The following is a 23,793-nucleotide window of genomic DNA, read 5'->3' on the forward strand; positions in this document are numbered from 1 at the left end:
TCCCGAACGCCATGTCCGGTCGAACCGCGGCTCGCAAACGTAGATGGACGATGGCCGCCGCGACAATCACGCCGCCGGGCGACATCGGATCACAACCCTCAGGCGCCGCTCCCTGCTTCGGTGAAGAAATCACGCAGGCGGCGGATCACGAGGGCGTCCTCCCCTTCGCGGAGGAGGCGGGTGCGGACCGTCATCAGGTAGGCGAGGCGGGGCTCCCCGGCCATGAGTCCGGCTTTGGCCTCCTCGGTCGTGAGGGGGATGACCTCGGGGTCCCAGGTGAGTTCCACGTCCTCGTAGCCCGCCGTATTCGCCACGACCTCGGCGGTGAGGCCGGGGACGTCGGCGAGACCCGCGGCGATGCGACGGGCCATGTCGGACCAGCCCGCGACCCACGACTCGACATCGCGCGCCACGTAGCGGTCGAGGGCGACCAGGAGACCGACGATCTCCTCCTTTCCCACCTTCATGCCCCGGCCGATGCCATCGTTCGGCGAGGCGTTCAGACGGGCCGCTTCGACGAGGTGCGCCCGCCCGGCGAGGATGCCGGACGACTGCGGGCCACCGATCCCCTTGCCGCCGCTGATCACGATCAGGTCGGCCCCCGCCTCGACGAACTCCACGAGACCCACCCCGGTCGGGAGGTCCGATGCCATGTCCACGAGCACGGGGACGCCCGCCGCGCGCCCGATCTCGATCTGCTCGCGCACCGTCATGACTTCGGGCCCGGGCGCCGGCGCCCAGTCCACCGGGGCCGGAGGCGCGAACATCGTCTGGCGTTCGGCCGTCGCGAGGGCGGCGATCATCGCCGTCCGCTCCGAGAGCGCGGCGCGGAAGTCCTCCCGCGTCTCTGCCTCGACGATTGTCATCCCCGCGTCCCGGTACGCCCGGTCGTACCCGAACCGGTGCGGCGTCTGGATCAGACACTCGCACCTGGGCCACGTGGGGAGGGGAAGGGCGTGAACCCGCTCCGGATCCGTGCCGGTCAGGCAGCCCGCGGCCCCGAGCACCATGGCTGAGAACCCGCCCGCCGTGACGAGCGCGGCCTCGGTCCCGAGCCGTTCCGCGATCCGCGCCCCCGCCGCCTCGAGCAACTCGTTCATGTCGACGAAGAACTCGTTCGCCTCGGCCATCGCCGCGATGACCTCGGCATCCATGCGCCCGCCGCCCAGCCGGGAGACGTGCTCGTGAGCCGGAAGGTGCGGCCGGACGCCGAGAAGACGCGTGTAGATGTTGTCGCGGTAGCGGGCTTCGAGTGCGTCTGGATCGGTCGGCCACTCCGCGCCCACGCCCTGCCCGCCGTCCCCCGTCCCGCACCCCGAGAGGCCGATCGTGAGCCCCGCCGCCCCTGCACCCGACCGGATCACGAACCCCCGCCGGTCGACCGTCACCGGCCCTCACCTTCCCCGGTGTCCTCCGAGGCCCCCGTTCGGTACCGCACGTAGCTCTCGAGTACGCGGTTCATTCGCGTCTGGTAGCCCTTCCCCGGAGCCTTGAAATAGGCCAGCACGGACCGTTTGACGCGCATCGTGATCTGGTCGGTGAGATCCGGTTCGACAAGCTCCGCCCGCTCCCAGAATCCCTCGTCCAGTTCCGGGATGTCGCTGAAGTCGATGCGCTCGTCCTTCACCGCCGCGATCTGCTCGGGCGTGAGAGGTCTATCGTAGCGTCCGCTCATGGTAGACTCTCCTTTCCTTCCGCGATGCCGGGCGGGCGGAGATCAGACGGATGCGCCCACGGCGCTCGGTGTGGGCCACCACGATCAGCGCTCCAGGCTCCACGCGGCCAATGCTTACGTGGCGATCCTCGCCGTAGTCTTGGCGACGGTCGAGCGACGTTGCGACGGTCCCCTCGAAGATGCGTTTGGCGGTGTCGAACCCGATGCCGTGTTTGCGAATGTTCGTCTGGTTCTTGATCTCGTCCCATTCGAATTCCATCGACTCGATTATATGTATAGATTGTAGTTACAGCAAGCACATCCGTCCAGGGTGTCCGGATCCTTGAGGCCGAGCCGCCAACGTGCGATGGTGGAGCATCATGAAGATTACGCTGAACCTCGACTCGGACGTTTACCGCGCTTTGGAGAGCCTGGCGCGAGAGCGTGGCGAGAGCCTGGGCGCGGTCGCCTCGGCGCTGATCCGCCGAGCGTTGCGGACACCTGTTGCCGCGACCTCGAGCGGCCCGGTATCCCGGATCAGCGGGTTTCCGGTGTTCGACGTGCCCGAAGACGCCCCTCTCATCACGCCCGAGATGGTGGCAGAGGCGTTGGACGAGACCTGACCTGATCCAGCCGGGAGCCTCGGACGCGGTCGAGCTGATTCCGTAGCCGCTAGAGCTGTTTGACCTCTTCGGTGATGCTGGCGAGGGCGTCGGAGGCGTCGCCGAAGAACATGCGGTTGTTCCGCAGGTAGAAGAGCGGGTTGTCGATGCCCGCGTAGCCCACCGAGAGCGAGCGCTTGATGACGATGCACGTCTTCGCGCGGTCCGTCTCGATGATCGGCATGCCTCCGATCGGGCTCGAGGGGTCGTCGCGCGCGAGGGGGTTCACGACGTCGTTCGCCCCCACGACCACGGCGACGTCGATGTTCTCCATGTCCGGGTTCACGTCCTCGGGCTCGCACAGCTGCTCGTACGGCACGTTCGCCTCGGCGAGGAGGACGTTCATGTGGCCGGGCATCCGCCCCGCCACCGGGTGCACGCAGTAGCGCACCGAGACGCCGCGTTCCGTCAGCAGGTCTGCCAGTTCGCGCACCCGGTGCTGCGCCTGAGCCACCGCGAGACCGTAGCCGGGGACGAAGATCACCTGCGACGCGTAGCCAAGGACCATGGCGGAGTCCTCGGCCTCGATCGGCGTCGCCACCCGGTCGCCGTCCGCCGCGCGCCCCGCCGTCGCCGACCCCGTCCCGAAGGCGCTGAACAGGACGTTCGCGAGCGAGCGGTTCATCGCGCGGCACATGATGCCGGTGAGGATGAGTCCCGACGCCCCGACCAGCGCGCCGGAAATGATGAGCGCATTGTTTTCAAGCACGAACCCGGCCGACGCCGCCGCGAGCCCCGAGTAGGAGTTGAGCAGCGCCACCACGACCGGCATGTCCGCGCCCCCGATCGGGATCACGAAGAGGACGCCGAGGATGAGGGCGGCCGCGATCAGACTCCAGTAGAAGACGAGGTTCGACTCGAAGCCGACCAGGTAGACTGCCAGCACCACCGCGAAGCCCAGGAGGATGCCGGCGGAGAACTTCACGAGCGGGTTCGAGATCGCGTTGCCGGTCACGAATCCCTGCAGCTTCCCGAACGCGATCATGCTGCCGGAGAAGGTGACGGCGCCGATCAGCGTCCCGGCCATGATCGACACCCCGGAGTCGATGGCGAGCGTCTCCGAGCCGCTCACGCGAAGGTACTCCCCGACCGCGACGAGACCGGACGCGGCCCCGCCGAAGCCGTTGAAGACCGCGACCATCTCCGGCATGGCGGTCATCTTCACCGTCCGGGCCATGACCGCGCCGATCAGGCCGCCGACGGCGACGCCGACGATGATCCACGTGTAGTCCAGGCCGCTCTCGAGCAGCGTCGCGATCACCGCGAGCAGCATGCCGATCGCGGCGAGCCGGTTGCCGCCCGCCGCCGTATCCGGATGGCTGAGCCGCTTGATCCCGAGGATGAAGAGGACGGCGGACGCCAGGTAGGCGAGCGGGATGATTGTCGAGAATCCTGACATTTCCATCGCTCAGCTCGCGTCCTTGCTCTTGAACATCTGGAGCATGCGGTCGGTGACGAGAAAGCCGCCGACGACGTTGATCGTGGCGAGGATCAGCGCCGCCAGCCCGATCCACCGCATGAGGTTCGCGTCTCCGGCGCGTCCGATCACGAGCAGCGCGCCCACGATCGAGATCCCGGAGATCGCGTTCGATCCCGACATGAGCGGCGTGTGCAGCGTGGGCGGCACCTTCGTGATGAGTTCGAACCCCACGAACATCGCGAGCACGAACACATACAGTCCGATCAGGAGCGTTCCGTCCATCGGCCAGGCCTCGTCGTTGAGTTTCGCCCGGGGTCGACGGCCCCGGGCTCCGTCGTCATTTGCGCGTCAGGCGCCGAACCGGACCTCTCCCGCGTGCGTCACGCAGCAGGGTCCGATCACATCGTCCTCCAGGTCCACCGCGACCCCGTCCTCCCCGAACATCGGCTTCACGAGCGCGGAGAGGTTGCGGCCGAGCAACTGGCTGGCGTGGTAGGGAAGCGAGCCCGGCACGTTGAGCGGTGCGTGAATCGTCACGCCGCGCTTCACGACCGTCTCCCCGGGCGCCGACAGCGAGCAGTTGCCGCCGGCCTCGCCCGCGAGATCGACGATCACCGAGCCCTCCTTCATCCGGTCCACCACGTCGTCGGTGATCAGCACGGGCGCGCGGCGTCCCGGCACCAGCGCCGTCGTGATGACGACGTCCGCCCGCGCGACGTGCTGCGCGAGCAGTTCCCGCTGCCGCGCCTGCTCCGCCTCCTCGAGTTCCTTCGCGTAGCCGCCCTCGGTCTCGGCGTCCTCCGCCGCGCCCTCCCCCGCGCCCTCGTCGAGGTCCACGAACTTGGCGCCGAGGCTCTCGACCTCCTCGCGCACCGCGGCGCGGATGTCGTAACCCCACGTGTCCGCGCCGAGCCGGCGGGCCGTCGCGATCGCCTGCAGCCCCGCGACCCCCGCCCCCAGCACGAGCACGCGCGCCGGCGAGAGCGTCCCCGCCGCCGTCATGAGGAGGGGAAAGATGCGCCCGAGCGAGTTCGCGCCGAGGAGGACGGCCTTGTATCCCGCCAGGTTGCTCTGCGACGAGAGGGCGTCCATCGACTGCGCGCGCGTGATCCTCGGCACGAGTTCCAGCGCCAGCGTCGTGACCCCGCCCGCGGCGAGGCGCTCGATCAGCGCCGCGTTCTCGTGCGGGCGCAGGAGGCACGCGAGGACCGTGCCTTCCCGAAGTCCGTCCGCCTCGGCCTCCGACGGCGGGGCGACCTTGAACACGACGTCCGCCTCGCCCAGCAGCCGGCCCGCATCGGGGACAATCTCCACGCCCGCATCCTCGTAGGCCGCATCCGGGAAGCCGGCCGCCCGTCCCGCTCCCGCCTCGACGGCGATCGAAACGTCATCGGAGAGCAGGCGTTTCGCCCCGTCCGGCGTGAGGGCGACCCGCGACTCCCCGGCGGCGGTCTCCCGCGGGACACAGATTCGAACGCTCAAGGGCGACTCCCATTATCCACGGTGTTGATCCACGGTCCTGCTGTGTATGCGGCGGCGCCGCGAATCTTGACCGCACGACCGCCGTGCGCAACGCACCGCGCCCCCGAGTGTGGCGCCGCGCACTTCCGCGACACCGCACCGGATTGCGCCGCCGCCCCGGCGAGTGCCTATTCTCCGAAAGTCCCAGCCCCAGGAGGACCGCATGTTTCGCCGTTCGTTCGCCGCTCTGGCGGTGCTCATCCCCGCCCTTTCGATCGCCGCCGCCCACGACGTCGCCGCCCAGGACGCGGTCGCGCTCGCCATCGCGCCCATCCCCACGGAAGCGGAGCAGGCGACCGCGAAGGTCCTCCAGAAGCAGGGAGACGAGTGGGTGACGCTGCGCGAGGGCGCCGGACCCTTCATCTGCATCGCCGACGACCCCGCCGTCGACGGGTTCCACTCCGCCTGCTACCACGACTCGCTCGAGACGTACATGGCGCGCGGCCGCGAACTCACCGCGCAGGGCGTCACGGGCCGGGAGAACGTCGAGATGCGGATGGCCGAGATCGAGGCGGGCACGCTGGAGATGCCGAGTTACGCCTTCCTGCACGCGATCTACGCCGCCGAAGGGTGGTCCGGGGACATGGAGGCGGTCCAGCGGCACCAGGCCGTCATCTACACGCCCTTCGCGACGGCCGAGGACCTGGGCCTCCCCACGGTGGCGACGCGGGGCGCGTGGCTGATGGGAGCCGGCACGGCGAACGCCCACGTCATGATCACGCCCTGACCGGCCCTCACCCACACCGCACGGCGAACCGCAGGCCATGGCCGAGATCACACGACACCAGTTGAGCGCCCTTCTCCTCAGCGCGCTCCGCGACCGGGGACTGGGCGCGCGCGACCTCTTCGAGGGCCGCCAGGAGCCGCTCTCCTGGTTCTTCCGCGTCGTCGCCTACGACCAGTCCGAACTCGACATCCTCGAATCCGGCGCGCTCGACACCCTCCACGCCCCGTCCGCGATGGTCGAACTCGTCATCGACGAGATGGCGCTCGGACTCGCCAACATCGGCAGCGAGGGACTCGGCACCTACCTCGCTCCGCAGGAAGACCCGATTCCCGGCCGCGACGGGCTCGAACTCGGTCCCGAGGTGATGCTCGGCTACGTCCACATCGACGTCGCCCCTCCCGCCCTCTGGCTGGACGAGCGGGAGTCGAACCCCACGCGGAACGACGCGCTCGCGTCCCGGCTCTCCAAGGTCGCGCAGGAGGTGGGGGCCGTCTCCGACACCGTCGAGGTGCACATCGAGGGCGCCCTCGACCCCGAGGGCGGGTGGACCGACCCGAAGGAGAACGTCCGACCCGCCGGCGTGGCGGTCCACTTCACCTTCGACATCCCGCTCGCCGGCACCGGGAAACGGGAACTCGCGGCCGTCTTCGCGCGCGCCGCCGACGGGGCCCGCGACGCGGTGGAGGGGATGCGGTCCGTCTTCCGCGGAGACCACGAATAGCCGCCCGCGGCAAACCCCGCTTCCGCGTTCCTCCCGCCGCAGCCCTCGCCGCCGGCCTCTTCGCCGCCTGCGACGCCTCCGCCCCGCCCGCCTCGATCGACTGGATCGAGGGGGACGGAACCCGCGTGCGCCTCCTCTCCTTCGAGGGCGAGCCCGAGGGAGGCTTCACCCCGCTGTCGCCCCGGAGGACGGGGATCGAGGCGGTCCCCACCGTCTTCCGCGAGGCGAGGCTCGCGAACCGAACCCTCATCCACGGCGTCGGCGTGGCGCTCGGGGACGTGGACGGGGACGGCTGGGTCGACCTCTACCTCTGCATGCTCGACCGGCCGAACGTCCTCTACCGCAACCTCGGAGGCTGGCGCTTCGAGGACGTGACGGAGCGCTCCGGGGCCGGCCTCGGGGACCGGCTGTCGCGGGGCGCCGTCCTCGCCGATGCGGACGGCGACGGCGACCTCGACCTCTTCGTGGCCGTACACGGGGGGACGAACGCGCTCCTCCTGAACGACGGAAGCGGGGTCTTCGAGGAGGTGGACGCCGGGTTCGAGGGAGAGTGGGGGAGCAGCACGCTCGCCCTCGCCGACATCGACGGGGACGAGGACCTCGACGCGTACTTCGCGAACTACAAGACGGTCCAGGGGGACGATCTCTTCAGCCCCGAGGAGCGAAGGCCGCGCGAGATCGCCGAGCGCGTCGGCGACGAGTTCGTGCTCCGCCCCCCCTTCGACGAGCACTACCGGCTCGAACTCCAGGGCGAGGGCGTGCTGCGCTTCGAACTCGCGGACCCCGATGAACTCTACCTGAACGATGGATCCGGGGGCTTCGCGCCGGTCGACCTTGCGGGCGGGGTCTTCCGGGAGGCGGGTGGCGAGCCGGTCTCCGCCGTCCCCCGGGACTGGGGGCTCGTCGCGAGGTTCTTCGACGCGGATGACGACGGGGACGCGGACCTCTTCGTCGCCAACGACCTGGGCAGCCGGGACGGGTTCTGGCTCAACGAGGGGGGCACGTTCACCGCCGCGTCGGGACTCGCCTTCCGCACCGAGAGCACCTCGTCGATGGGGGTCGACTTCGCCGACATCGATGGAGACGGCGACACGGACTTCGTGACGACGGAGATGCTCTCGCCCGATCCGGTGAGGAGGCGGGAGCAGGTCGCCCTCGCCGTGCCCGGGTGGACGCCCCCCGGCGGGCACGCGACGCGGGTCTCCGCCGACCGGAACACGCTGCAGCTCAACCGGGGCGACGGGACGTGGGCCGAGACGGCGCGGGCGGCGGGGCTCGACGCCTCGGAATGGACCTGGGGCGCGATGTTCCTCGACGTCGACCTCGACGGCTACGAAGACCTGCTGGTAACGAACGGGCACGCGTGGGACCCGCTCGACGGGGACACGCAGGAGGCGCTGCGGACCCGCCGCATCCAGGTGGACTGGCGCGAGGAACTCGGGGTGTTTCCGCCGCTCCGGCTGCGGAACCTCGCCTTCCGCAACCTCGGCGACGGCGCCTTCGCCGACATGACCCGGAGCTGGGGCTACGGGACGGAGCCGGACGTGAGCCACGGGATCGCGGCGGCGGACTTCGACCGCGACGGCGACCGGGACGTCGTGATCACGCGGCTGGACGAACCGCCCCTCGTCCTGCGCAACGACGCCGGGCGGGCGCGGGTCGCCCTGCGCGTGCTCGGGGCGGGCGGCAACACGCAGGCGATCGGGGCGCGCGTCGTGCTCGCGGGTGCGCCGCCGGAGCAGACGCGCCAGGTGACCGCGGGCGGCATGTATCTCTCCGGGTCGGATCCCGGGCTCACCTTCGCGATGGGCGACGCCGAGGCCGCAGAAGCGAGGATCGTCTGGCCCTCGGGGCGGAGTCGGACCGTCCGCGTGGTCGCGAACCGCGCCTACGAGGTGTGGCCGCCGCCCGACGGCACGGCGGCGGAGGGCGGCGATGCCGGGGCGGGAAGCGGCGGGCTGCTCTTCGCGGCGGCGGAGACGGTCGGGCGGCACGGCGAGTCCGCCTTCGATGAGCTGGCCCGGCAGCCGCTCGTGCCGCTCGAGCTGTCCCGGAGCGGCCCGGGCGTGGCGTGGGTGGATGCGGACGCGGACGGCGACCCGGACCTGCTCGTCGGGGCGGGGGCGGGAGGCCGCGCCCAGCTCGCCGTCAACGAAGCCGGGCGGCTGGCGGACCCCGTGCCCATCGGCGCCCCCGCCGCCGGCGACCACACGTCCATCATCGCGCTTCCCGCGGCCGGCCGCCCGGTCATCATCGCGGGCGTCAGCTCCTGGGAAGCCCGTTCGCCCGACGACCTCGACGCGATTCCGCCCCTCGCCCGCCTCGATCCGGGCCCCGCGCCGGCCGTCCCCCCGAGCAACCACGCGACCGGGCCCCTGGCGGCCGCCGATGTCGACGGAGACGGCGACCTCGACCTCTTCGCCGGCGCCCGCGCGACCCCCGGCGCCTACCCACTGCCCGCCGACTCGAGGCTGCTCCTCGCCGAGGGCGGCGACTGGGTCGTCGACGCGGAGGCCGCCGAGACGCTGCGGCAGATCGGCCTCGTCTCGGGGGCCGTGTTCTCCGACGTGGATGGCGATGGCGATCCCGACCTCCTCCTCGCGCTGGAGTGGGGCCCCGTGCGGCTCCTGGAAAACGACGGGGGGCGCTTCAGCGACGCGACGGACGCCTGGGGCCTCGGCGCGCACACCGGCCGCTGGAACGGGATCGCGACGGGCGATTTCAATGCGGACGGCCGCCCGGACCTCGCGGTGACGGCGTGGGGAGCGAACACCGGGCGCTTCGCGAGCGCCGAGCGGCCGGTCGGCGTCGTCGCCTCGGACTTCGACGGGAACGGGCTCGTCGACCTCATCGAGTTCGAGACCGGGGCGGACGGCGTCCGGCGGCCCGCGCGCGACTTTCTCACGCTCGGCACGACGCTCCCCTTCCTGCGGCGCGCGGCCCCGACGTTCGAAGCTTTCGCCCGAAGTTCCGTCGACGACCTGCTCGGAACGGGACGCACGGGACTCTACCGGACGAGCGCCGCGACGCTGCTCCACACCGTCTTCCTCAACGTCGGCGGGCGGTTCGAGCCGCGCCCGCTGCCGGCGGCCGCCCAACTCGCCCCCGCCTTCGGCGTCGCGGTGGCGGATTTCGACCGGGACGGCCGCGAGGACCTCTTCCTTGCGCAGAACCATTTCGCGACGCCGGAGGGCCTCGGACGCCACGACGCGGGGCGCGGAGTCGTGCTGCTCGGCGACGGCGCGGGCGGGTTCAGCGCCCTCGACGCGGCGCGGAGCGGGGTCGAGGTGTACGGGGACGCCCGCGCGGCCGCCGTGGCCGACTTCGACGCGGACGGGCGCTGGGACCTGGCCGTCGGGCAGAACGGAGCCGAGACCGTCATCTTTCGGGGACGGGGCGGGGCGCCCGGGCTGCGGGTCCGGCTGTCCGCCGGCGCATGGCTGCGCCCGAGGTACGCCGATGGGAGCGAGGGTCCCGCCCGGGAGATCCAGTTCGGGAGCGGCTATTGGTCCTTCAACGGGTCCGTGCAGGTGCTGGGGCGCGCCGCGGAGATCCGCGCCCTCACGGTACGCTGGCCCGACGGCGCCGAGGAGACGTTCCCGGTGGAGACCGGGGCGGGGGAGGTTACGCTGAGACGAGGCGAAGGCTCGTGAACTCTGACGACGCGGCCACCGCCGGGCGGGCCCCCGCGCGGGCTCAGGTGCGGGCGCGGACGCGGGCACGGGTCCGACGCGCGTGGGCAGCGGCGGCGCTGTTCGCCATCGCGCTGCCCGCCGGCTGCGGAGAACGCGCCGCCGATGCGCCCGACCCCCCCGGCGCCACCAACCTTACGGCCGGGACGCGCGAGATGGCCGCCCGCCTGCTCGCGCTGGCCGACTCGGCGGACCCGCTGCTGGACGAGCAACTCAACACCGCGCGCCTCCGCTACCTCACGAACCTGCCGCCGTCGGCGGATGGCGCGGAGATGCTCGTCCGCGCCGCGAACGCCGCGCGGGAACTCCTGAATGCGGGACACACCCAGCCCGCGCTCGAACAGTTCATCTTCGTCGACCAGACGCTGGAAGGGATTCCCGCCGAGCCCTTCCCCGGCTTCCGCCGCTCCATCGAGGAACTCATCGGGATCGCCTTCCTCCGCCTCGGCGCCGAACTCGCATGCCCCCCCTCGGGGCCCGCCGCGGGCACCGTGGAGCCGGCCCTCGAGCGCTCCCCGTGCTGGCCCGCCGTCCCCCCGACCGCCTCCGGCCCCGCGACCGCCCCCGCCTCGGATTCGGCGCGCGCGGCGCTCAACGCGGCGGTCGGGTGGCACCGGTCGCTCCTGCAGTTGCGCCCCGACGACCTGCGCGCGCGCTGGGTGCTGAACCTCGCCGCCATGGCCGCCGGCGCGTGGCCCGACAGCGTCCCGCCCGAGTACCGGATCGAGGGGGCCGCCGTGGGCGGGGCCGGGGCGTTCCCCCGCTTCGAGGACGTGGCCCCGCGGGCGGGGCTGGACGCCGTCTCCCTCTCCGGCGGCGCGATCGTCGACGACCTCAACGGCGACGGCCTGCCCGACGTGATGACCTCCTCCCGCGGCCTCCTGCACCAGCTCCGCTACTTCGAGAGCGACGGCGCGGGCGGCTTCGTCGACCGGACGGCCGAGGCCGGGCTCGAGGGCCTCCTCGGCGGGCTCAACCTCGTCCACGCCGACTACGACAACGACGGCGACGCGGACGTCTTCGTCCTCCGGGGCGGCTGGCTCGTCCAGCCCCTCCCCAACTCCCTCCTGCGCAACGACGGCGGCGTCTTCTCCGACGTGACGCGGGAGGCCGGACTCCTCTCCGAGCACCCGACCCAGACCGGCTCGTGGGCCGATTTCGACGGCGACGGGTGGCTCGACCTCTTCATCGGGAACGAGTCGAGGGACAGCCTGACGCACCGCAGCGAACTCTACCGGAACCGCGGCGACGGCACCTTCGAGGAAGTCACAGCCGACGTCGGCCTCGGCGTCGCCGGTTTCGTGAAGGGCGTCACGTGGGGGGACTACGACAACGACGGCCGCCCAGACCTCTATCTCTCGATCCTCCACGCCTCCAACCGCCTCTACCGGAACCTTGGCCCCGGCGACGGCGGAGGCTGGGCCTTCGAGGATGTGACCGCGGCGGCCGGCGTCGGCGAACCGCTGGCGAGCTTCCCGACCTGGTTCTGGGACTACGACAACGACGGGTGGCTCGACATCTACGTCGCGGGCTACGCCGCGCAGACCGCCGATCTCGTGCGCGAGATGACCGGCGAACCGCACTCCGCCGAACTCCCCCGCCTCTACCGCAACCAGGGGGACGGCGCCTTCGCCGACGTCACGGCCGCGCAGGGTCTCGACCGGATCATGTACGCGATGGGATCGAACTACGGCGATCTCGACGGCGACGGCCGGCTCGACTTCCTCGTCGGCACCGGCGATCCCGACCTCCGGCAGCTGATGCCGAACCGGATGTTCCGCAACCTCGGCGACGGCTTCGAGGAGATCACCGGCGCGGGCGGGTTCGGGAGCCTGCACAAGGGCCACGGCGTCTCCTTCGTGGACATCGACAACGACGGCGACACCGACGTCCACATCCAGCTCGGGGGCGCGAACGAGGGGGACCTCTCGCCGAACGCCCTGTACGAGAACCCGGGGTTCGACCACCGCTGGATCGCGCTCACGCTGGTGGGCGAGCGGGCGAACCGGCCCGGAATCGGCGCCCGCATCACGGTGACCGTCGAGGGTCCGGAGGGGACGAGACGGATCCACCGCCGGGCCGGCACGGGGGGGAGCTTCGGGTCGAACCCGCTGCGACAGGAGATCGGGCTGGGCCGGGCGACCCGGATCGAGTCCGTCGAGATCCGCTGGCCGGGTTCGGGCACCGTCGACCGCCTCACCGGCCTCGCCCTCGATCGCGCCTACCGCATCCGGGAGGGTGCCGGGATCGCCGAACCGCTGGATCGCCCCGGGATCCGCCTCGGCGGCTAGGGCCCGTCCCCTCCCTTGAGTATCAGGAGCGTGTCGATCGCCGACGAGAAAGTGCCGAAGTCTGCCGCGCCCCGGAGGGCCACGCTGTCGCCGAGGATGAAGTAGGGCGTGCTCTGGATCCCCGCCTGGGTGACGCTCGTGTAGTCGCGGAGGACGAGCGGGGCGAGCGTGCTGTTGCGGACGCAGGAGCCGAACGACTCGGGGTCGATGTCGATCTCCTCGGCGTACCCGACGAACAGCTCGTAGGGGTCGGCCGCGCCGCTCCACTCGTCCTGCCGCTCGAACAGGATGTCGTGCATGGCCCAGAACCTGCCCACGGCCCCCGCGCAGTACGCCGCCTCGGTGGACACGAAGGCCTCCGCATGGCCGGGATTCGCGTAGGCGATCCACAGGTAGCTGACCTTCCCCGACTGGATGTAGGCGCTGTCGAGCCTCCCGAGCGTCTGCACGTGAAACTGCCGGCAGTAGGGGCACTGGAAGTCGGAGATCTCCACCACCCGGACGGGCGCCCCCTCTTCTCCCTTGATCCGGCTGCGGTCGGCGCGCTCGCGGGCCACGTGGGCATCGGGCGGCACGACGGCGCGCTCCTGCATGCTCCCGGCCTCGGCCTCCGCGGCACAGCCTGCGGAGAGGACGATGCCGGAATAGAGGCCGGCGACGGACAGGAAGCGTCCGATACGGAATCTGGCGTTCAACCCGGTTCTCCCGGTGAAAGGTCGGCGGCGGCCCGATGGAGCGCATCGAGCGCGTCGTCCAGGTGGCGCTCCTCCGTGTGAACGCTCCCGACGGACAACCGTACAGTATAACGTCCGTGCAGTTCCGTGTGCGAGAGAAACGAGCGTCCCCCCGCGTTGACCCGGGAGATGATCTCGCGGTTCAGCCGCGCCTCGACCGCCGCGTCGCCTTCCCGCGCGGCCCGGAAGCAGACGGTGCTGAAGGAGACGGGTGCGGCGAGTTCGAAGGCGCCGCCCTCGACGAGCCGGGCCGCGGCGGCTTCGGCCATCGCGATGTGCCGGCGCATCGTCTCGGCCAGGCCGTCCGTCCCCGCGCACCGGAAGAGCACCCACAGCTTGAGCCCGCGGAAGCGGCGGCCGAGCGCGAGACCGATGTCCATGAGGTCCGTCTCGTCGTCCTCGGATTCGAGATAGGTCGGCGTGAGCGCGAGCGAAGCCCGGAAGGGGGCGACGTCGCGGTACAGGAGCACCGAACAGTCGAGCGAGGTCCCGAGCCACTTGTGGGGGTTGAGGACGATGGAGTCGGCCGCCTCCCACCCGCGGAAGTGGGGCCGCTGCTCCGGGATCATCGCCGCGGGTCCCGCGTAGGCGGCGTCCACGTGCAGCCAGACACCGTGCCGTTCGGCGATCGGGGCGAGGGCGGGGACGGGGTCGACGCTCGCCGTGGAGGTCGTGCCGATCGTCGCGCACACCATGGCGGGCCGGATCCCTCTCGCGAGGTCGTCGGCGATGGCCGCCTCGAGCGCGTCCGCGCGCATGCGGAAGGCGGCGTCCGTCTCGATGCGGCGGACGGAGCGCCGGCCGAGTCCGGCGGCGATGGCGGATTTCTCCACGGAGGAGTGGGATTGCTCGGAGGTGTAGACGGCGAGCGCGGGGCCTCCGGGGAGTCCGTCGTCGCGCACGCCGTCGCCCGCCCGCTCCCGGGCCGCGAGCAGCGCCGTGAAGGTGGAGGTCGACGCGGTGTCGAAGATGAGCCCGGAGAAGGTGTCCGGGAGGCCGACGGCCTGCCGCAGCCAGTCGACGGCGGTCCGCTCGACTTCGGTCGCGGCGGGGGAGGTTCGCCACAACATTGCGTTCACCCCGACGGCGGCGACGAGGAGTTCCGCCGCGATGCTCGGCGCCCGCGTGGAACTCGAGAAATAGGCGAGGAAGCCCGGATGATTCCAGTGCGTGAGACCGGAGACGATGTGCTCGTCGAAGTCGGCGAGCACGCGCTCGAAGGGTTCCGGGGCGCGCGGCGGGGCCTTCGCGAGGGCGCGGCGGACGTCGCCGGGCTGGACGTCGGGGAGGACGGGTCGTTCCTCGACGCGCTTCCGGTAGTCGACGGTCCACTCCGCCGCGCGTACGAGCGCCTCGCGCAGGGTGTCCCCGCTCCAGTCCGCGGCGGTGGCGGCTTCGGCGGCCTCGCGGGCGGCTTCGCCGTGCGGTCGATCGATATGGTCCGGCATGCAAGCTCCTGACTCGCTGGAGTCTTTGTGGCTGCTGTTGGCGGATCTCCGGGTCGCGATCGACGAGGAGATCGAGGCGGTCGCGGCCGACCTCTCACGCCGCCGCCTGGACCGGCCGATTCCGGCGCTCTCCGGACGCCTGCGAGGAGACGCGGGGACGGGCCATCGCTACACCTTCCAGGTCGCGGGGGGAACATACGACATCCGCGCGGACGACCGCGTGCGCATCCACGCCGGCGGGCGGGAGGCGCTCGGGACGGTCCACCGTTTCGACCGCACGCTCGGGCTCCTGCAGGCGGTGAGCCCGGAGTGGCTCGGCGAACGCCTGGACGGCGCCGAACTCGAGTTCGATCCGACGTGGCTCCTGCGCGAACTCTCGCAACGGCTGGTCGAGGTGGGCCGGGATCCGGAGGACTTCTTCCCGGATACCGTGCTCGGGGCCTTCGGCCGGCGGCCTCCGAGCCTCGGCCGGGAGTCTGCGCGGCTCGAGTCGTCCGACGACCTGAACGAGCCGCAGCGCGACGCCCTGGAACGGGTGCTCGGGAGCAGCGCGCAGCTGGTCTGGGGTCCGCCGGGGACCGGCAAGTCGCGCCTGGTAGCGCGCGCGGCGCTGGAACTCGCGGTCCGGGGACGGGTGCTCGTCGCGGCGACGACGAACGGGGCCGTGGACGAGATCGCGCGCCGCCTCGCCTCGGTGGCCGACCCGGTCATGCTCGGCCGCGACCGGATCATCCGCGTGGGGTTCGACCTCGGGGCCGCGCCGGACACGCGCATCGACCTGGGGGCGGTGCTCGCGCGGCGGATCGAGGGCGGCGCTGGCGGGGTGGACCGCACGCTCGCGGAGCACGAGGCGCGGCTGGGGGCTCGTCCGCCGGCCGCGGGGCGTGAGGGGCGGCCGGGGGCCCGCGCGCCGGACGGGGGGCGCGAGGAGGCCCCGGTCCTGAGTCCCTACGCCCGCGCCGGACGCCTGCTCGCGCTCGCGCGTACGCGCAATGATGCGGAGTCCGCCCGCACTCTGGGCCGCGCCATGCTCGAGATCGCGCGCCAGGCGGAACTCGCGCTGGAGGAGGCGGCCATCGTCCTCACGACTTTCGCCCGGCTCTCGATCCGGGAGGAACTCCGCGAACTGAGGTTCGAGTCCCTGCTCATCGACGAGGCGAGCACGGCGCCGCTCCCGTATGTGGCGCTCGCAGCCTCGAGGGTCGCCGGCCCCGCGATCGCCGTCGGCGACTTCCAGCAACTTCCTCCCGTCGTGTCGAGCACGGCCCCCGCGGCGGTGCGCTGGCTGCGCACGGACCTGTTCCGGGAAGCCGGCGTCGTGGACGAGACCGCGTCGCTGCCGTCGCCCAACGACGGGTTGTGCGCGATGCTCGATCTCCAGTACCGCATGGTGCCCGACATCCGCCAACTGGTGAGCGAGTTCTTCTACGGCGGACGGCTGAGGGACGCGCCGGAGATCACCGAGCGCGCGGCGGGCCGGGCCGCCCCCGCCACCGGCCCCACTACCGTCGGCGGCACCACTGCCGGCGCCGTGACGGTCCTAGACACGAGCGGTCTCGATCCGCGGGTCGAACGTGTGGACGGCTCGCGGCGGAACCGCACTCACGCCGAGGCCGTGGCGGACTTCGTGGGCGTCGCGGCCCGCGACGGGATCGACGACATCGCCGTGGTCTCGCCCTACCGCGCGCAGACCCGCCACCTGAGCGATCTCGTCCGGCGCCGGCTCGGCCGCGCCGCGCCCGCCAATCTCGAGGTGAGCACAATCCACCGATTCCAGGGGAGGGAGAAGCGCCTCGTGATCATCGACACGGTGGACGCGCCCCCCGGCCGCAGCTGGTTCCTTGACGAGCGGCGGAACCGGGACTTCCCCCGGCTGCTCAACGTCGCCCTCTCCCGGGCGCGCGAGCGTCTCGTGATCGTCGCGACCGTCGCCGGGCTGCGGCGAACGCTCCCCCGCGAAGCCCTCCTGAACCGTCTCCTCGCCCACGTCGAGCAATCCGGCACCCGCATCGACGCCGCCCCCGCCGATCTCTGGCACGGCCGCTGACCCGGGGACGCGAGCCAAAATCCGATTTTCACTCGCGAATCGTTACGGGAAATGGCCATCCGGTCGACAGATTTTTGAAAAAAATACGACTCGCGCTCATTCGAGGTTGACGACCCAAAAAAATCTTTTTAGAATCAAGGCGTGCTAAGGGAGGCGGCACCGACCGACCGGAGGTCGAGGCCGATGACCGCACCGCGAGTTGCCCGACGCGAGATCGCGAAACCGGGGCGGAAGTCCCGGGCCGGAGGGAGCGGAGTTCCGGCGACGGAACGAAGCGACCGAAGGAAGAGGGATCGAGCGCAGCTGGTTGGGCAGACGGTACCAGGCTCGCGGCGAGGTTCTGGAAGACCGCGCAAGCTACCAGGACCCGGCGGTAGTTGGCCGTAAACAAGCTTCCTTGCTCAGCCCCTGACACCTTCGGGTGGCCAGGGGCTGAGTACATCTACCCCGGTTTGCACGTCTTTATACGTCCTCGCCACCCCCCCCTTCCACTCCTTCCTGTACCCCCGTTCACTCCCCCCCTGGTGCCGCCGCGCGCGGCCGCGGATCGGCGGCGGGAGGTTTCCATCGCCGCGAGGACGCGGCGGTTCCCGGGAAGGGGCCGATTACCGAACACACCCGGTTCTCTATTTTTTCAAAAAAAGCGATGTTCAAATTATGTCCATATTCTGTCCAAAAACCGTGGATTGTCCCGCGCGGGAGCGGGGGCGAGGCGCCGGGAGTCGCTCGGGAGCCACGGCTGTCGCATCTTCTCGTGGTTCACCGCCTTTAGCGTGCTGTGGAAAACCGGCCTGCCACGGACGGCCGGGCTTGAGGATGGGACGACGCAATTGCGAGTCGTGATTCAGCGAGTCAGCGAGGCCCGCGTGAGGGTCGGGGGCGAGGTCGTTGGGGCGATCGGCCTCGGACTCGTCGTGCTCGTGGGATTCGCGGCGGACGACACCGAGGCGCAGATGACCTGGATGGCGGACAAGCTCTGGGGCCTGAGGGTGTTCGCGGACGAGGAGGGCCGCATGAACCGCTCCGCCCATGACGCCGGCGGGGCGCTCCTCATCGTGTCCCAGTTCACGCTGTACGGCGACGCGTCGCGGGGCCGGCGTCCGTCCTTCACGGGGGCGGCGCGACCGGAGGCCGCAAGCGCGCTTTACGACCGCTTCGTCGAGCTGTGCCGGGCGAGCGGCGAGGTCGCGGAAGGGGAATTCGGGGCGATGATGGAAGTGGAGCTGACGAACGACGGTCCGGTGACCCTCCTGCTGGAGCGGTGAGGTTGCGTCCGCTGCGGATCGGAGTCATCGGCTCGGGGGAGGCGGCGCCGGCGGAGGCGGGCCTGGCTCACGCCGTGGGAGCGGCCCTCGCCCGCGCAGGGGCCATCGTGGTCTGCGGCGGGATGGGCGGCGTCATGCGGGCGGCGGCGGACGGCGCTTCGTCGGAAGGCGGGACCGTGGTGGGGATTCTGCCAGGTTCGGACGCGGGCGCCGCGGCCCCCGGCGTCACGATCCCGATCCCGACCGGGCTGGGCGAGGCGCGTAACGTCATCGTCGTGCGGGCCTCGGAAGCGGTGGTCGCGATCGCCGGTGAGTGGGGCACCCTCAGCGAGGCGGCCTTCTCCCGGAAGTTCGGCGTGCCGGTGATCGGGCTCGCGACATCGCTGCCGGAGGGTGTCGTCGACGAGACGGCCGGGGATGCGGCGGATGCGGCGGCGCGGGCCCTCGAACTCGCGGAGGCCAAGCGGGAGCGGCGTCAGCGGAGGGAGGTAAACGGGTGACCGGATTCGTCCTCTTCGGCGGCATCCTCGTCGTGCTCCTCGTCACGATCATCTGGGCCGCGATCCGATCCGGCGAAGATACGGGCGCCTCGCTCGGCGCCGCGGAGCGCCGCGACGCCGCCATAGAGGCGCTGCGGGACCTCGAACTCGAGTACCGGACCGGCAAGCTCCGCGAAGACGAGTACCGCTCCACGCGCGCCCGCCTCGAGCGGGCGGCCATCGACGCCCGTGACGCCGCCGCCCGGGGCCGGCCGCCCGAACCGCCCCCCGCACCCGCGAAGGCCCCACCATCCCCCCGCCCATGCCCCGAATGCGCCGCCCCCCTGACCGGCGACGAGTCCTTCTGCCCCACCTGCGGATTCGACCTCTCAAGCTGAGCTTCTAGCTCGCCTCGAAAGCCGGTTGTCCCGTGTCGAGAACCGCCTCGACCGCATCATGGAAATCCTGCCCGGCAGTCCCGGCGCGAGGCCCCCGGAGAAGGGCCCGCGGCAGACGCCCCTCGGGCGCGTTGAACCCCTGTTGAGACGTCGTTCCATCCTGATCCTGGGCGGCCGGATTTCGCGGTTGGAGAAAAACCGAAGAAATTGCGAAAGGTCGTCCGGCGTAGTATCGTCAATTTCCGTCGCGGCGGGTGACCGACATCCCCGGCATCGGCCCTGCGGACCCTTCGGAATCGGGAGAGCGTGAAATGGGTGTGGAGATGGATCGGGAACAGAAGAAGGCGTTGTCCGTGGCCCTCAACCAGATCGAACGGGCCCACGGCAAGGGAGCCATCATGCGGCTCGGAACCGAAGGAGCGCGGGTGCGGATCCCGGCGATTTCGACGGGGGCGATCAACCTGGACCACAGCACCGGGATCGGCGGCATCCCGAGGTCGCGCGTCACCGAGATCTTCGGTCCGGAGTCCTCGGGCAAGACCACCCTCACCCTCCACGTCATCGCGAACGCGCAGAAGGATGGGGGCGTGGCGGCGTTCATCGACGCGGAGCACGCGCTCGACGTGGGGTACGCGCAGAAGCTGGGCGTCGATGTCGAAAACCTGCTGGTGTCGCAGCCCGATACGGGCGAGCAGGCGCTCGAGATCGCCGAGGTCCTCGTCCGTTCCGGCGCGCTCGACGTCATCGTGGTGGACTCGGTCGCCGCGCTCGTGCCGCGAGCCGAGATCGAAGGAGAGATGGGCGACTCGCACGTCGGCCTTCAGGCGCGGCTGATGTCGCAGGCCCTCCGCAAGCTCACGGGTGCGATCGGGCGCTCGAACACCGCGGTCATCTTCACGAACCAGATTCGCGAGAAGATCGGCGTCATGTACGGGAACCCCGAGACCACGACGGGCGGCCGGGCGCTGAAGTTCTACTCCTCGCTCCGACTCGACATCCGCCGGATCGCCTCCATCAAGGAAGGGAACAACCTCGTCGGCAGCCGGACGCGCGTGAAGATCGTCAAGAACAAGTGCGCGCCGCCGTTCAAGCAGGCCGAGTTCGACATCATGTTCAACCAGGGCGTGAGCCGGGAGGGTCTGCTCGTGGACATGGGCGAGAGCATCGGCATCGTGAGTCGCGCGGGCGCCTGGTACTCGTACGGCGGAGACGTCCGGCTCGGGCAGGGGCGCGAGAACTCGAAGACCTTCCTGCGTGAGAACCCGGACATCGCCGAGGAGATCGAGGCCCGGATCCGCGAGGAACTCGGCATGACGGTCCCCGAGTCGGACAAGGCCGAGGCCGCGGCGGGAGCGGGAGCCGAAAAGGAAGGGTCGACGAACTCCCGACCGCCCTCGAAGCAGGCCGCCCGGAGCTGAATAGCGAGATCACCGGCCTCGTCCCGGTCAAACGCCGTTCCGGCTGGACCGAAGTCCAGTTGGACGGCGTTTCTCTCTGCCGGCTTCCCGACGAGGACGTCCACAGACTCCGGCTCGACGTCGGGCTCCGGCTCGGGTCAGCGGAACTCGAAGCGGTCCAGGCCGCGGGCGGGCGCGCCGAAGCGATGTCGGTCGGGCTGCGCTACCTTTCGGTGCGCCCGAGGAGTCGCCGGGAGGTGGAACGCCGGCTGCGGCGGGACCGGATCGACCCGGCGGCGATTCAACACGCACTGGAACGTCTCGCGGCGCTGGGGTATCTCGACGACGCGCAGTTCGCTGCCAGCTTCGCGCGGGACCGTATCCGGCTCCGGCCCTGTGGAACCCGTCGCATGCAGTCCGACCTTCTCTCCCGGGGTGTGTCGCGGGAGGATGCGGATCGCGGCATCCGCGAAGCGATGGCGGAGGAGGGCGCGACGGAGGAGGAGTTGCTCCAGCGCGTCGCGACGGCCCGGGCGCGGAGGCTGACGGGGGCGGACCCGGCAAAGGCGCGTCGACGGCTGTTCGACTACCTGGCCAGACGCGGGTTCGCCGCGGGCAGCATCCGCGCCTGGATCGAGGTCAACTGGCAGGCTGAGGATACAGGATGAAGGCGGACGAACTCCGGCGGAGTTTCATCTCCTACTTCGAGCGGCAGGGGCACGAGCATCGGCCCAGCGGCCCGCTCGTCCCGGCGGATGACCCGACCCTCATGTTCACGAATGCCGGGATGGTGCAGTTCAAGGGCATCTTCACGGGCGAGACGGAGCGCCCGAGCCCCCCTCGCGCCGTCACGTCGCAGAAATGCCTCCGCGTGAGCGGCAAGCACAACGACCTCGAGGAAGTGGGGCGGACCGCGCGCCACCACACCTTCTTCGAGATGCTCGGGAACTTCTCCTTCGGCGACTACTTCAAGCGCGATGCGATCGACTTCGCCTGGGAGTGGGTGACCGGGGACCTCGGCCTGGAGCCGGACCGCCTGTGGGCCACGGTCCACCACAACGACGACGACGCGTTCAAGCTCTGGCTGGACCGGACCTCGATCCCGGAGTCGCGGATCCGGCGCATGGGGGACAAGGACAACTTCTGGCAGATGGGCGACACGGGTCCGTGCGGTCCCTGCTCGGAGCTGCACTACGACCTGCGGGCGGACCGCGACGACCGCATCACCGACGCGCAGTTCGAGGCGGCGGGCGAGGCGGACGCGATCATCGAGTTCTGGAATCTCGTCTTCATGCAGTTCGACCGCGCGCCGGACGGCACGGACACGCCGCTCCCCGCGCCCTCGATCGACACGGGCGCCGGACTCGAGCGCATCGCGGCGCTGCTGCAGGGCGTGGGAACGAACTACCACACGGACCTCTTCCTCCCGATCATCGAAGCGGCGGAGGAGGGGCTCGGGATCGAGTATTCGCGGGCGCCGGAAGACTGGGAGGAGGGGGTTGCCTTCCGCGTCCTCGCGGATCACGCGCGGGCCGTCGCGTTCCTGCTCGCCGATGGCGTCTTCCCCTCGAACGAGAAGCGGGGATACGTGCTGCGGCGGATCCTGCGCCGGGCGGTCAGGCACTACTGGCTGCTCGGCCGGCGCGACCCGCTCCTGCACGATCTCGTCGGCGTCGTGTCGGATCGCATGTCGGCCACCTTCCCCGAACTGGAGGCGCGGCGCGAGCACCTGCTCACCACGACGCGGGCGGAGGAGGAACTCTTTCTCTCGACGATCGAGGGCGGCATGCGCGAGATCGACCGCGCGATGCCGGAGGGAGGCTCGGGCACGGTGGCGGGCGGCGTCGCCTTCAAACTCAAGGACACGTACGGCATCCCCGAGGACCTCACCGGCCTCATCGCCCGCGAACGCGGCTACGACGTGGACTGGAAGGGCTTCAACGAGGCGCTTGAGGCGCAGCGCACCCGCTCGCGCAGCGTCGTTCGCTCGGGGAGCGGCCAACCGCTGACCTTCAATTTGAGCCTCGGAAAGGCGAAGGGGACGACGAGTCAGGAGTTCGTCGGCTATTCGGACCTCAAGATCGAGACGGACTGTCGCCGGTGGTCCGAGGACGGGCAGCACGCGTTCCTGCTGGAGCGGAATCCCTTCTACCTGGAGAGCGGGGGGCAGGTCTCCGATACCGGGCGCGTCGTCGGGGACGGCTGGGCGGTCGACATCTCCACGGTTTTGGACGCCGATGGGCGGACCGTGGTCGCCGGGTCGCTGGCCGAAGGCTTGCTTCCCGAGGCCGACGGTGTGGTCGAGGATTACGTGTGCGCGCAGGTGGACCCGTCGCGGCGCGAGACGGAGCGGAATCACACGGCGACGCACCTGTTGCACGCCGCGCTCCGCAACCGGCTCGGCGAGCACGTGCAGCAGGCCGGATCGCTCGTGGCTCCGGACCGGCTGCGCTTCGATTTTAGTCACAGGGGTCCGCTGACTCCGGCGGAACGGGCGGACATCGAAGCGGAGGTGACGGAGGCGATCCTCGGGAACCACGACGTCGACGCGTCGGAGCGGGGCTACGACGAGGCGATCGCCGCCGGAGCCATGGCCCTGTTCGGCGAGAAGTACGGGGACATCGTGCGCGTGATCGAAGTGCCGGGCCTCAGTCTGGAACTGTGCGGCGGCACGCACGTCCGCACCACGGGGCAGATCGGGATGTTCCGGATCGTGTCCGAGACGGGCGTCGCGGCGGGGATCCGGCGCATCGAGGCGGTGACGGGGCAGGGGGCCTACCTGCGCGAACTCGAGCGGGATCGGCTCCTGACGGAGCTTGCCGCGCGGCTGCGCTGCCAGCCGGCGGATCTGGCGGCCCGCATGGACCGGCTCCTTGAAGAACGCGACGCCCTCGCCGAAGAGGTTCGGGGGCGGAGAGGGGACGCCGCGGAGCAACAGTTGGAGACACTGCTCGCCGGCGCCGGTGCGACGGGTGCGGCGGACGCGAACGGGGCCCGCTTCGTGTCGGGGCGCCTGGAGGTGCCGGCGGGCACCGACCTCGGGGCGCTCGGCGACCGCCTGCGCGGCGGGATGGGATCGGGCGCCGCCGTCGTTCACGTCGTGTTCCCGGACGAGGACCGGCACGCGTTCATCTCGGTCGTCTCCGACGACCTCATCCGACTCGGCGTGAAGGCGGGCGACCTCGTCCGCGTCTCGAGCCGGGCGACGGGTTCCGGCGGCGGCGGCGGCGCGCGCTTCGCGCAGGGCGGCGTGGGCGATCCGTCGCGGACGGAAGACGGGCTCGGAGCGGCGAGGGCCTGGGCCTCCGAGCGGGTTCCCGCCCTGGCCGGTGGCTGA

At 71.1% G+C, this 23,793-nt stretch carries 20 protein-coding genes; 12 read left to right on the forward strand and 8 right to left on the reverse strand.

Annotated features, from left to right (window positions below; genetic code table 11):
• Positions 1-98: 98 nt before the first annotated feature.
• From ACQY5G_RS08340 to ACQY5G_RS08350, 3 genes are read right to left on the reverse strand one after another with little or no spacing between them, the layout of a single operon-like run.
• Complete coding sequence (locus tag ACQY5G_RS08340) at positions 99-1,388, reverse strand: hypothetical protein (RefSeq protein WP_428103704.1); 1,290 nt, start codon at positions 1,386-1,388, stop codon at positions 99-101.
• Positions 1,385-1,675, reverse strand: a complete 291-nt coding sequence (locus tag ACQY5G_RS08345; RefSeq protein ID WP_428103706.1) for a BrnA antitoxin family protein — start codon at positions 1,673-1,675, stop codon at positions 1,385-1,387. Before ACQY5G_RS08345 ends, ACQY5G_RS08340 begins: the two co-directional genes overlap by 4 nt.
• Complete coding sequence (locus ACQY5G_RS08350) at positions 1,656-1,934, reverse strand: BrnT family toxin (RefSeq protein WP_428103709.1); 279 nt, start codon at positions 1,932-1,934, stop codon at positions 1,656-1,658. The genes ACQY5G_RS08345 and ACQY5G_RS08350 overlap by 20 nt, the downstream gene beginning before the upstream one ends.
• Positions 1,935-2,034: 100 nt before the next feature.
• Between ACQY5G_RS08350 and ACQY5G_RS08355 the strand changes: the two genes are divergently transcribed.
• The gene (locus ACQY5G_RS08355) at positions 2,035-2,277 is read left to right on the forward strand and encodes an antitoxin (RefSeq protein WP_428103711.1); all 243 of its coding nucleotides are present in this window, start codon (positions 2,035-2,037) and stop codon (positions 2,275-2,277) included.
• Positions 2,278-2,326: 49 nt separating this feature from the next.
• Here the strand turns inward: ACQY5G_RS08355 and ACQY5G_RS08360 are convergent, their stop codons facing one another.
• The 3 genes from ACQY5G_RS08360 to ACQY5G_RS08370 all read right to left on the reverse strand — a co-directional run bounded on the left by ACQY5G_RS08360 (position 2,327) and on the right by ACQY5G_RS08370 (position 5,218).
• Complete coding sequence (locus ACQY5G_RS08360) at positions 2,327-3,715, reverse strand: NAD(P)(+) transhydrogenase (Re/Si-specific) subunit beta (protein WP_428103712.1); 1,389 nt, start codon at positions 3,713-3,715, stop codon at positions 2,327-2,329.
• Between the two features lie 9 nt (positions 3,716-3,724).
• Positions 3,725-4,018, reverse strand: coding sequence for an NAD(P) transhydrogenase subunit alpha (locus ACQY5G_RS08365; RefSeq protein WP_428103715.1), 294 nt, complete (start codon positions 4,016-4,018; stop codon positions 3,725-3,727).
• Positions 4,019-4,084: 66 nt separating this feature from the next.
• Positions 4,085-5,218, reverse strand: a complete 1,134-nt coding sequence (locus tag ACQY5G_RS08370; protein WP_428103718.1) for a Re/Si-specific NAD(P)(+) transhydrogenase subunit alpha — start codon at positions 5,216-5,218, stop codon at positions 4,085-4,087.
• A 202-nt stretch (positions 5,219-5,420) separates the two neighbouring features.
• Here ACQY5G_RS08370 and ACQY5G_RS08375 point away from each other — a divergent pair, with 202 nt between their 5' ends.
• The 4 genes from ACQY5G_RS08375 (at position 5,421) to ACQY5G_RS08390 (ending at position 12,688) form a co-directional block, all read left to right on the forward strand.
• A complete protein-coding gene (locus ACQY5G_RS08375) occupies positions 5,421-5,984 on the forward strand; it encodes a hypothetical protein (protein WP_428103720.1) in 564 nt (187 codons plus the stop codon).
• Positions 5,985-6,021: 37 nt separating this feature from the next.
• Complete coding sequence (locus ACQY5G_RS08380) at positions 6,022-6,705, forward strand: hypothetical protein (protein ID WP_428103723.1); 684 nt, start codon at positions 6,022-6,024, stop codon at positions 6,703-6,705.
• A gap of 125 nt (positions 6,706-6,830) precedes the next feature.
• Complete coding sequence (locus tag ACQY5G_RS08385) at positions 6,831-10,358, forward strand: FG-GAP-like repeat-containing protein (RefSeq protein WP_428103726.1); 3,528 nt, start codon at positions 6,831-6,833, stop codon at positions 10,356-10,358.
• Positions 10,355-12,688: a CRTAC1 family protein gene (locus ACQY5G_RS08390; RefSeq protein WP_428103728.1), complete on the forward strand. Its 2,334-nt coding sequence runs from the start codon at positions 10,355-10,357 to the stop codon at positions 12,686-12,688. The genes ACQY5G_RS08385 and ACQY5G_RS08390 overlap by 4 nt, the downstream gene beginning before the upstream one ends.
• On the opposite strand, the gene ACQY5G_RS08395 is transcribed toward ACQY5G_RS08390, so the two are convergent.
• Together ACQY5G_RS08395 and ACQY5G_RS08400 are read right to left on the reverse strand one after the other, a co-directional pair.
• On the reverse strand, positions 12,685-13,383 hold the full coding sequence (locus ACQY5G_RS08395; RefSeq protein ID WP_428103731.1) for a DsbA family protein: 699 nt from the start codon (positions 13,381-13,383) through the stop codon (positions 12,685-12,687). The genes ACQY5G_RS08390 and ACQY5G_RS08395 overlap by 4 nt on opposite strands.
• Positions 13,380-14,870, reverse strand: a complete 1,491-nt coding sequence (locus ACQY5G_RS08400) for a pyridoxal phosphate-dependent decarboxylase family protein (protein WP_428103733.1) — start codon at positions 14,868-14,870, stop codon at positions 13,380-13,382. Before ACQY5G_RS08400 ends, ACQY5G_RS08395 begins: the two co-directional genes overlap by 4 nt.
• Between ACQY5G_RS08400 and ACQY5G_RS08405 the strand changes: the two genes are divergently transcribed.
• The 7 genes from ACQY5G_RS08405 (at position 14,869) to alaS (ending at position 23,793) form a co-directional block, all read left to right on the forward strand.
• Positions 14,869-16,917 carry a DEAD/DEAH box helicase gene (locus tag ACQY5G_RS08405; protein ID WP_428103736.1) on the forward strand — a complete coding sequence of 683 codons (2,049 nt, stop codon included), beginning with the start codon at positions 14,869-14,871 and terminating at the stop codon, positions 16,915-16,917. The two genes, ACQY5G_RS08400 and ACQY5G_RS08405, sit on opposite strands and share 2 nt — an antisense overlap.
• Positions 16,918-17,747: 830 nt before the next feature.
• A complete protein-coding gene (gene dtd / locus ACQY5G_RS08410) occupies positions 17,748-18,182 on the forward strand; it encodes a D-aminoacyl-tRNA deacylase (RefSeq protein ID WP_428103739.1) in 435 nt (144 codons plus the stop codon).
• A 2-nt stretch (positions 18,183-18,184) separates the two neighbouring features.
• The gene (locus ACQY5G_RS08415; protein WP_428103741.1) at positions 18,185-18,682 is read left to right on the forward strand and encodes a TIGR00725 family protein; all 498 of its coding nucleotides are present in this window, start codon (positions 18,185-18,187) and stop codon (positions 18,680-18,682) included.
• Complete coding sequence (locus tag ACQY5G_RS08420) at positions 18,679-19,059, forward strand: hypothetical protein (protein WP_428103742.1); 381 nt, start codon at positions 18,679-18,681, stop codon at positions 19,057-19,059. Before ACQY5G_RS08415 ends, ACQY5G_RS08420 begins: the two co-directional genes overlap by 4 nt.
• 311 nt (positions 19,060-19,370) lie before the next feature.
• Positions 19,371-20,477 carry a recombinase RecA gene (gene recA, locus ACQY5G_RS08425; RefSeq protein WP_428103744.1) on the forward strand — a complete coding sequence of 369 codons (1,107 nt, stop codon included), beginning with the start codon at positions 19,371-19,373 and terminating at the stop codon, positions 20,475-20,477.
• A gap of 59 nt (positions 20,478-20,536) precedes the next feature.
• Positions 20,537-21,124 (forward strand): regulatory protein RecX, encoded by a 588-nt coding sequence (locus ACQY5G_RS08430; RefSeq protein WP_428103746.1) that lies wholly within the window; start codon positions 20,537-20,539, stop codon positions 21,122-21,124.
• Positions 21,121-23,793, forward strand: a complete 2,673-nt coding sequence (alaS, locus tag ACQY5G_RS08435; RefSeq protein WP_428103748.1) for an alanine--tRNA ligase — start codon at positions 21,121-21,123, stop codon at positions 23,791-23,793. Before ACQY5G_RS08430 ends, alaS begins: the two co-directional genes overlap by 4 nt.

The organism is Candidatus Palauibacter sp. (assembly GCF_965261555.1).
In the GTDB taxonomy this organism is placed as follows: Bacteria; Gemmatimonadota; Gemmatimonadetes; order Palauibacterales; family Palauibacteraceae; genus Palauibacter.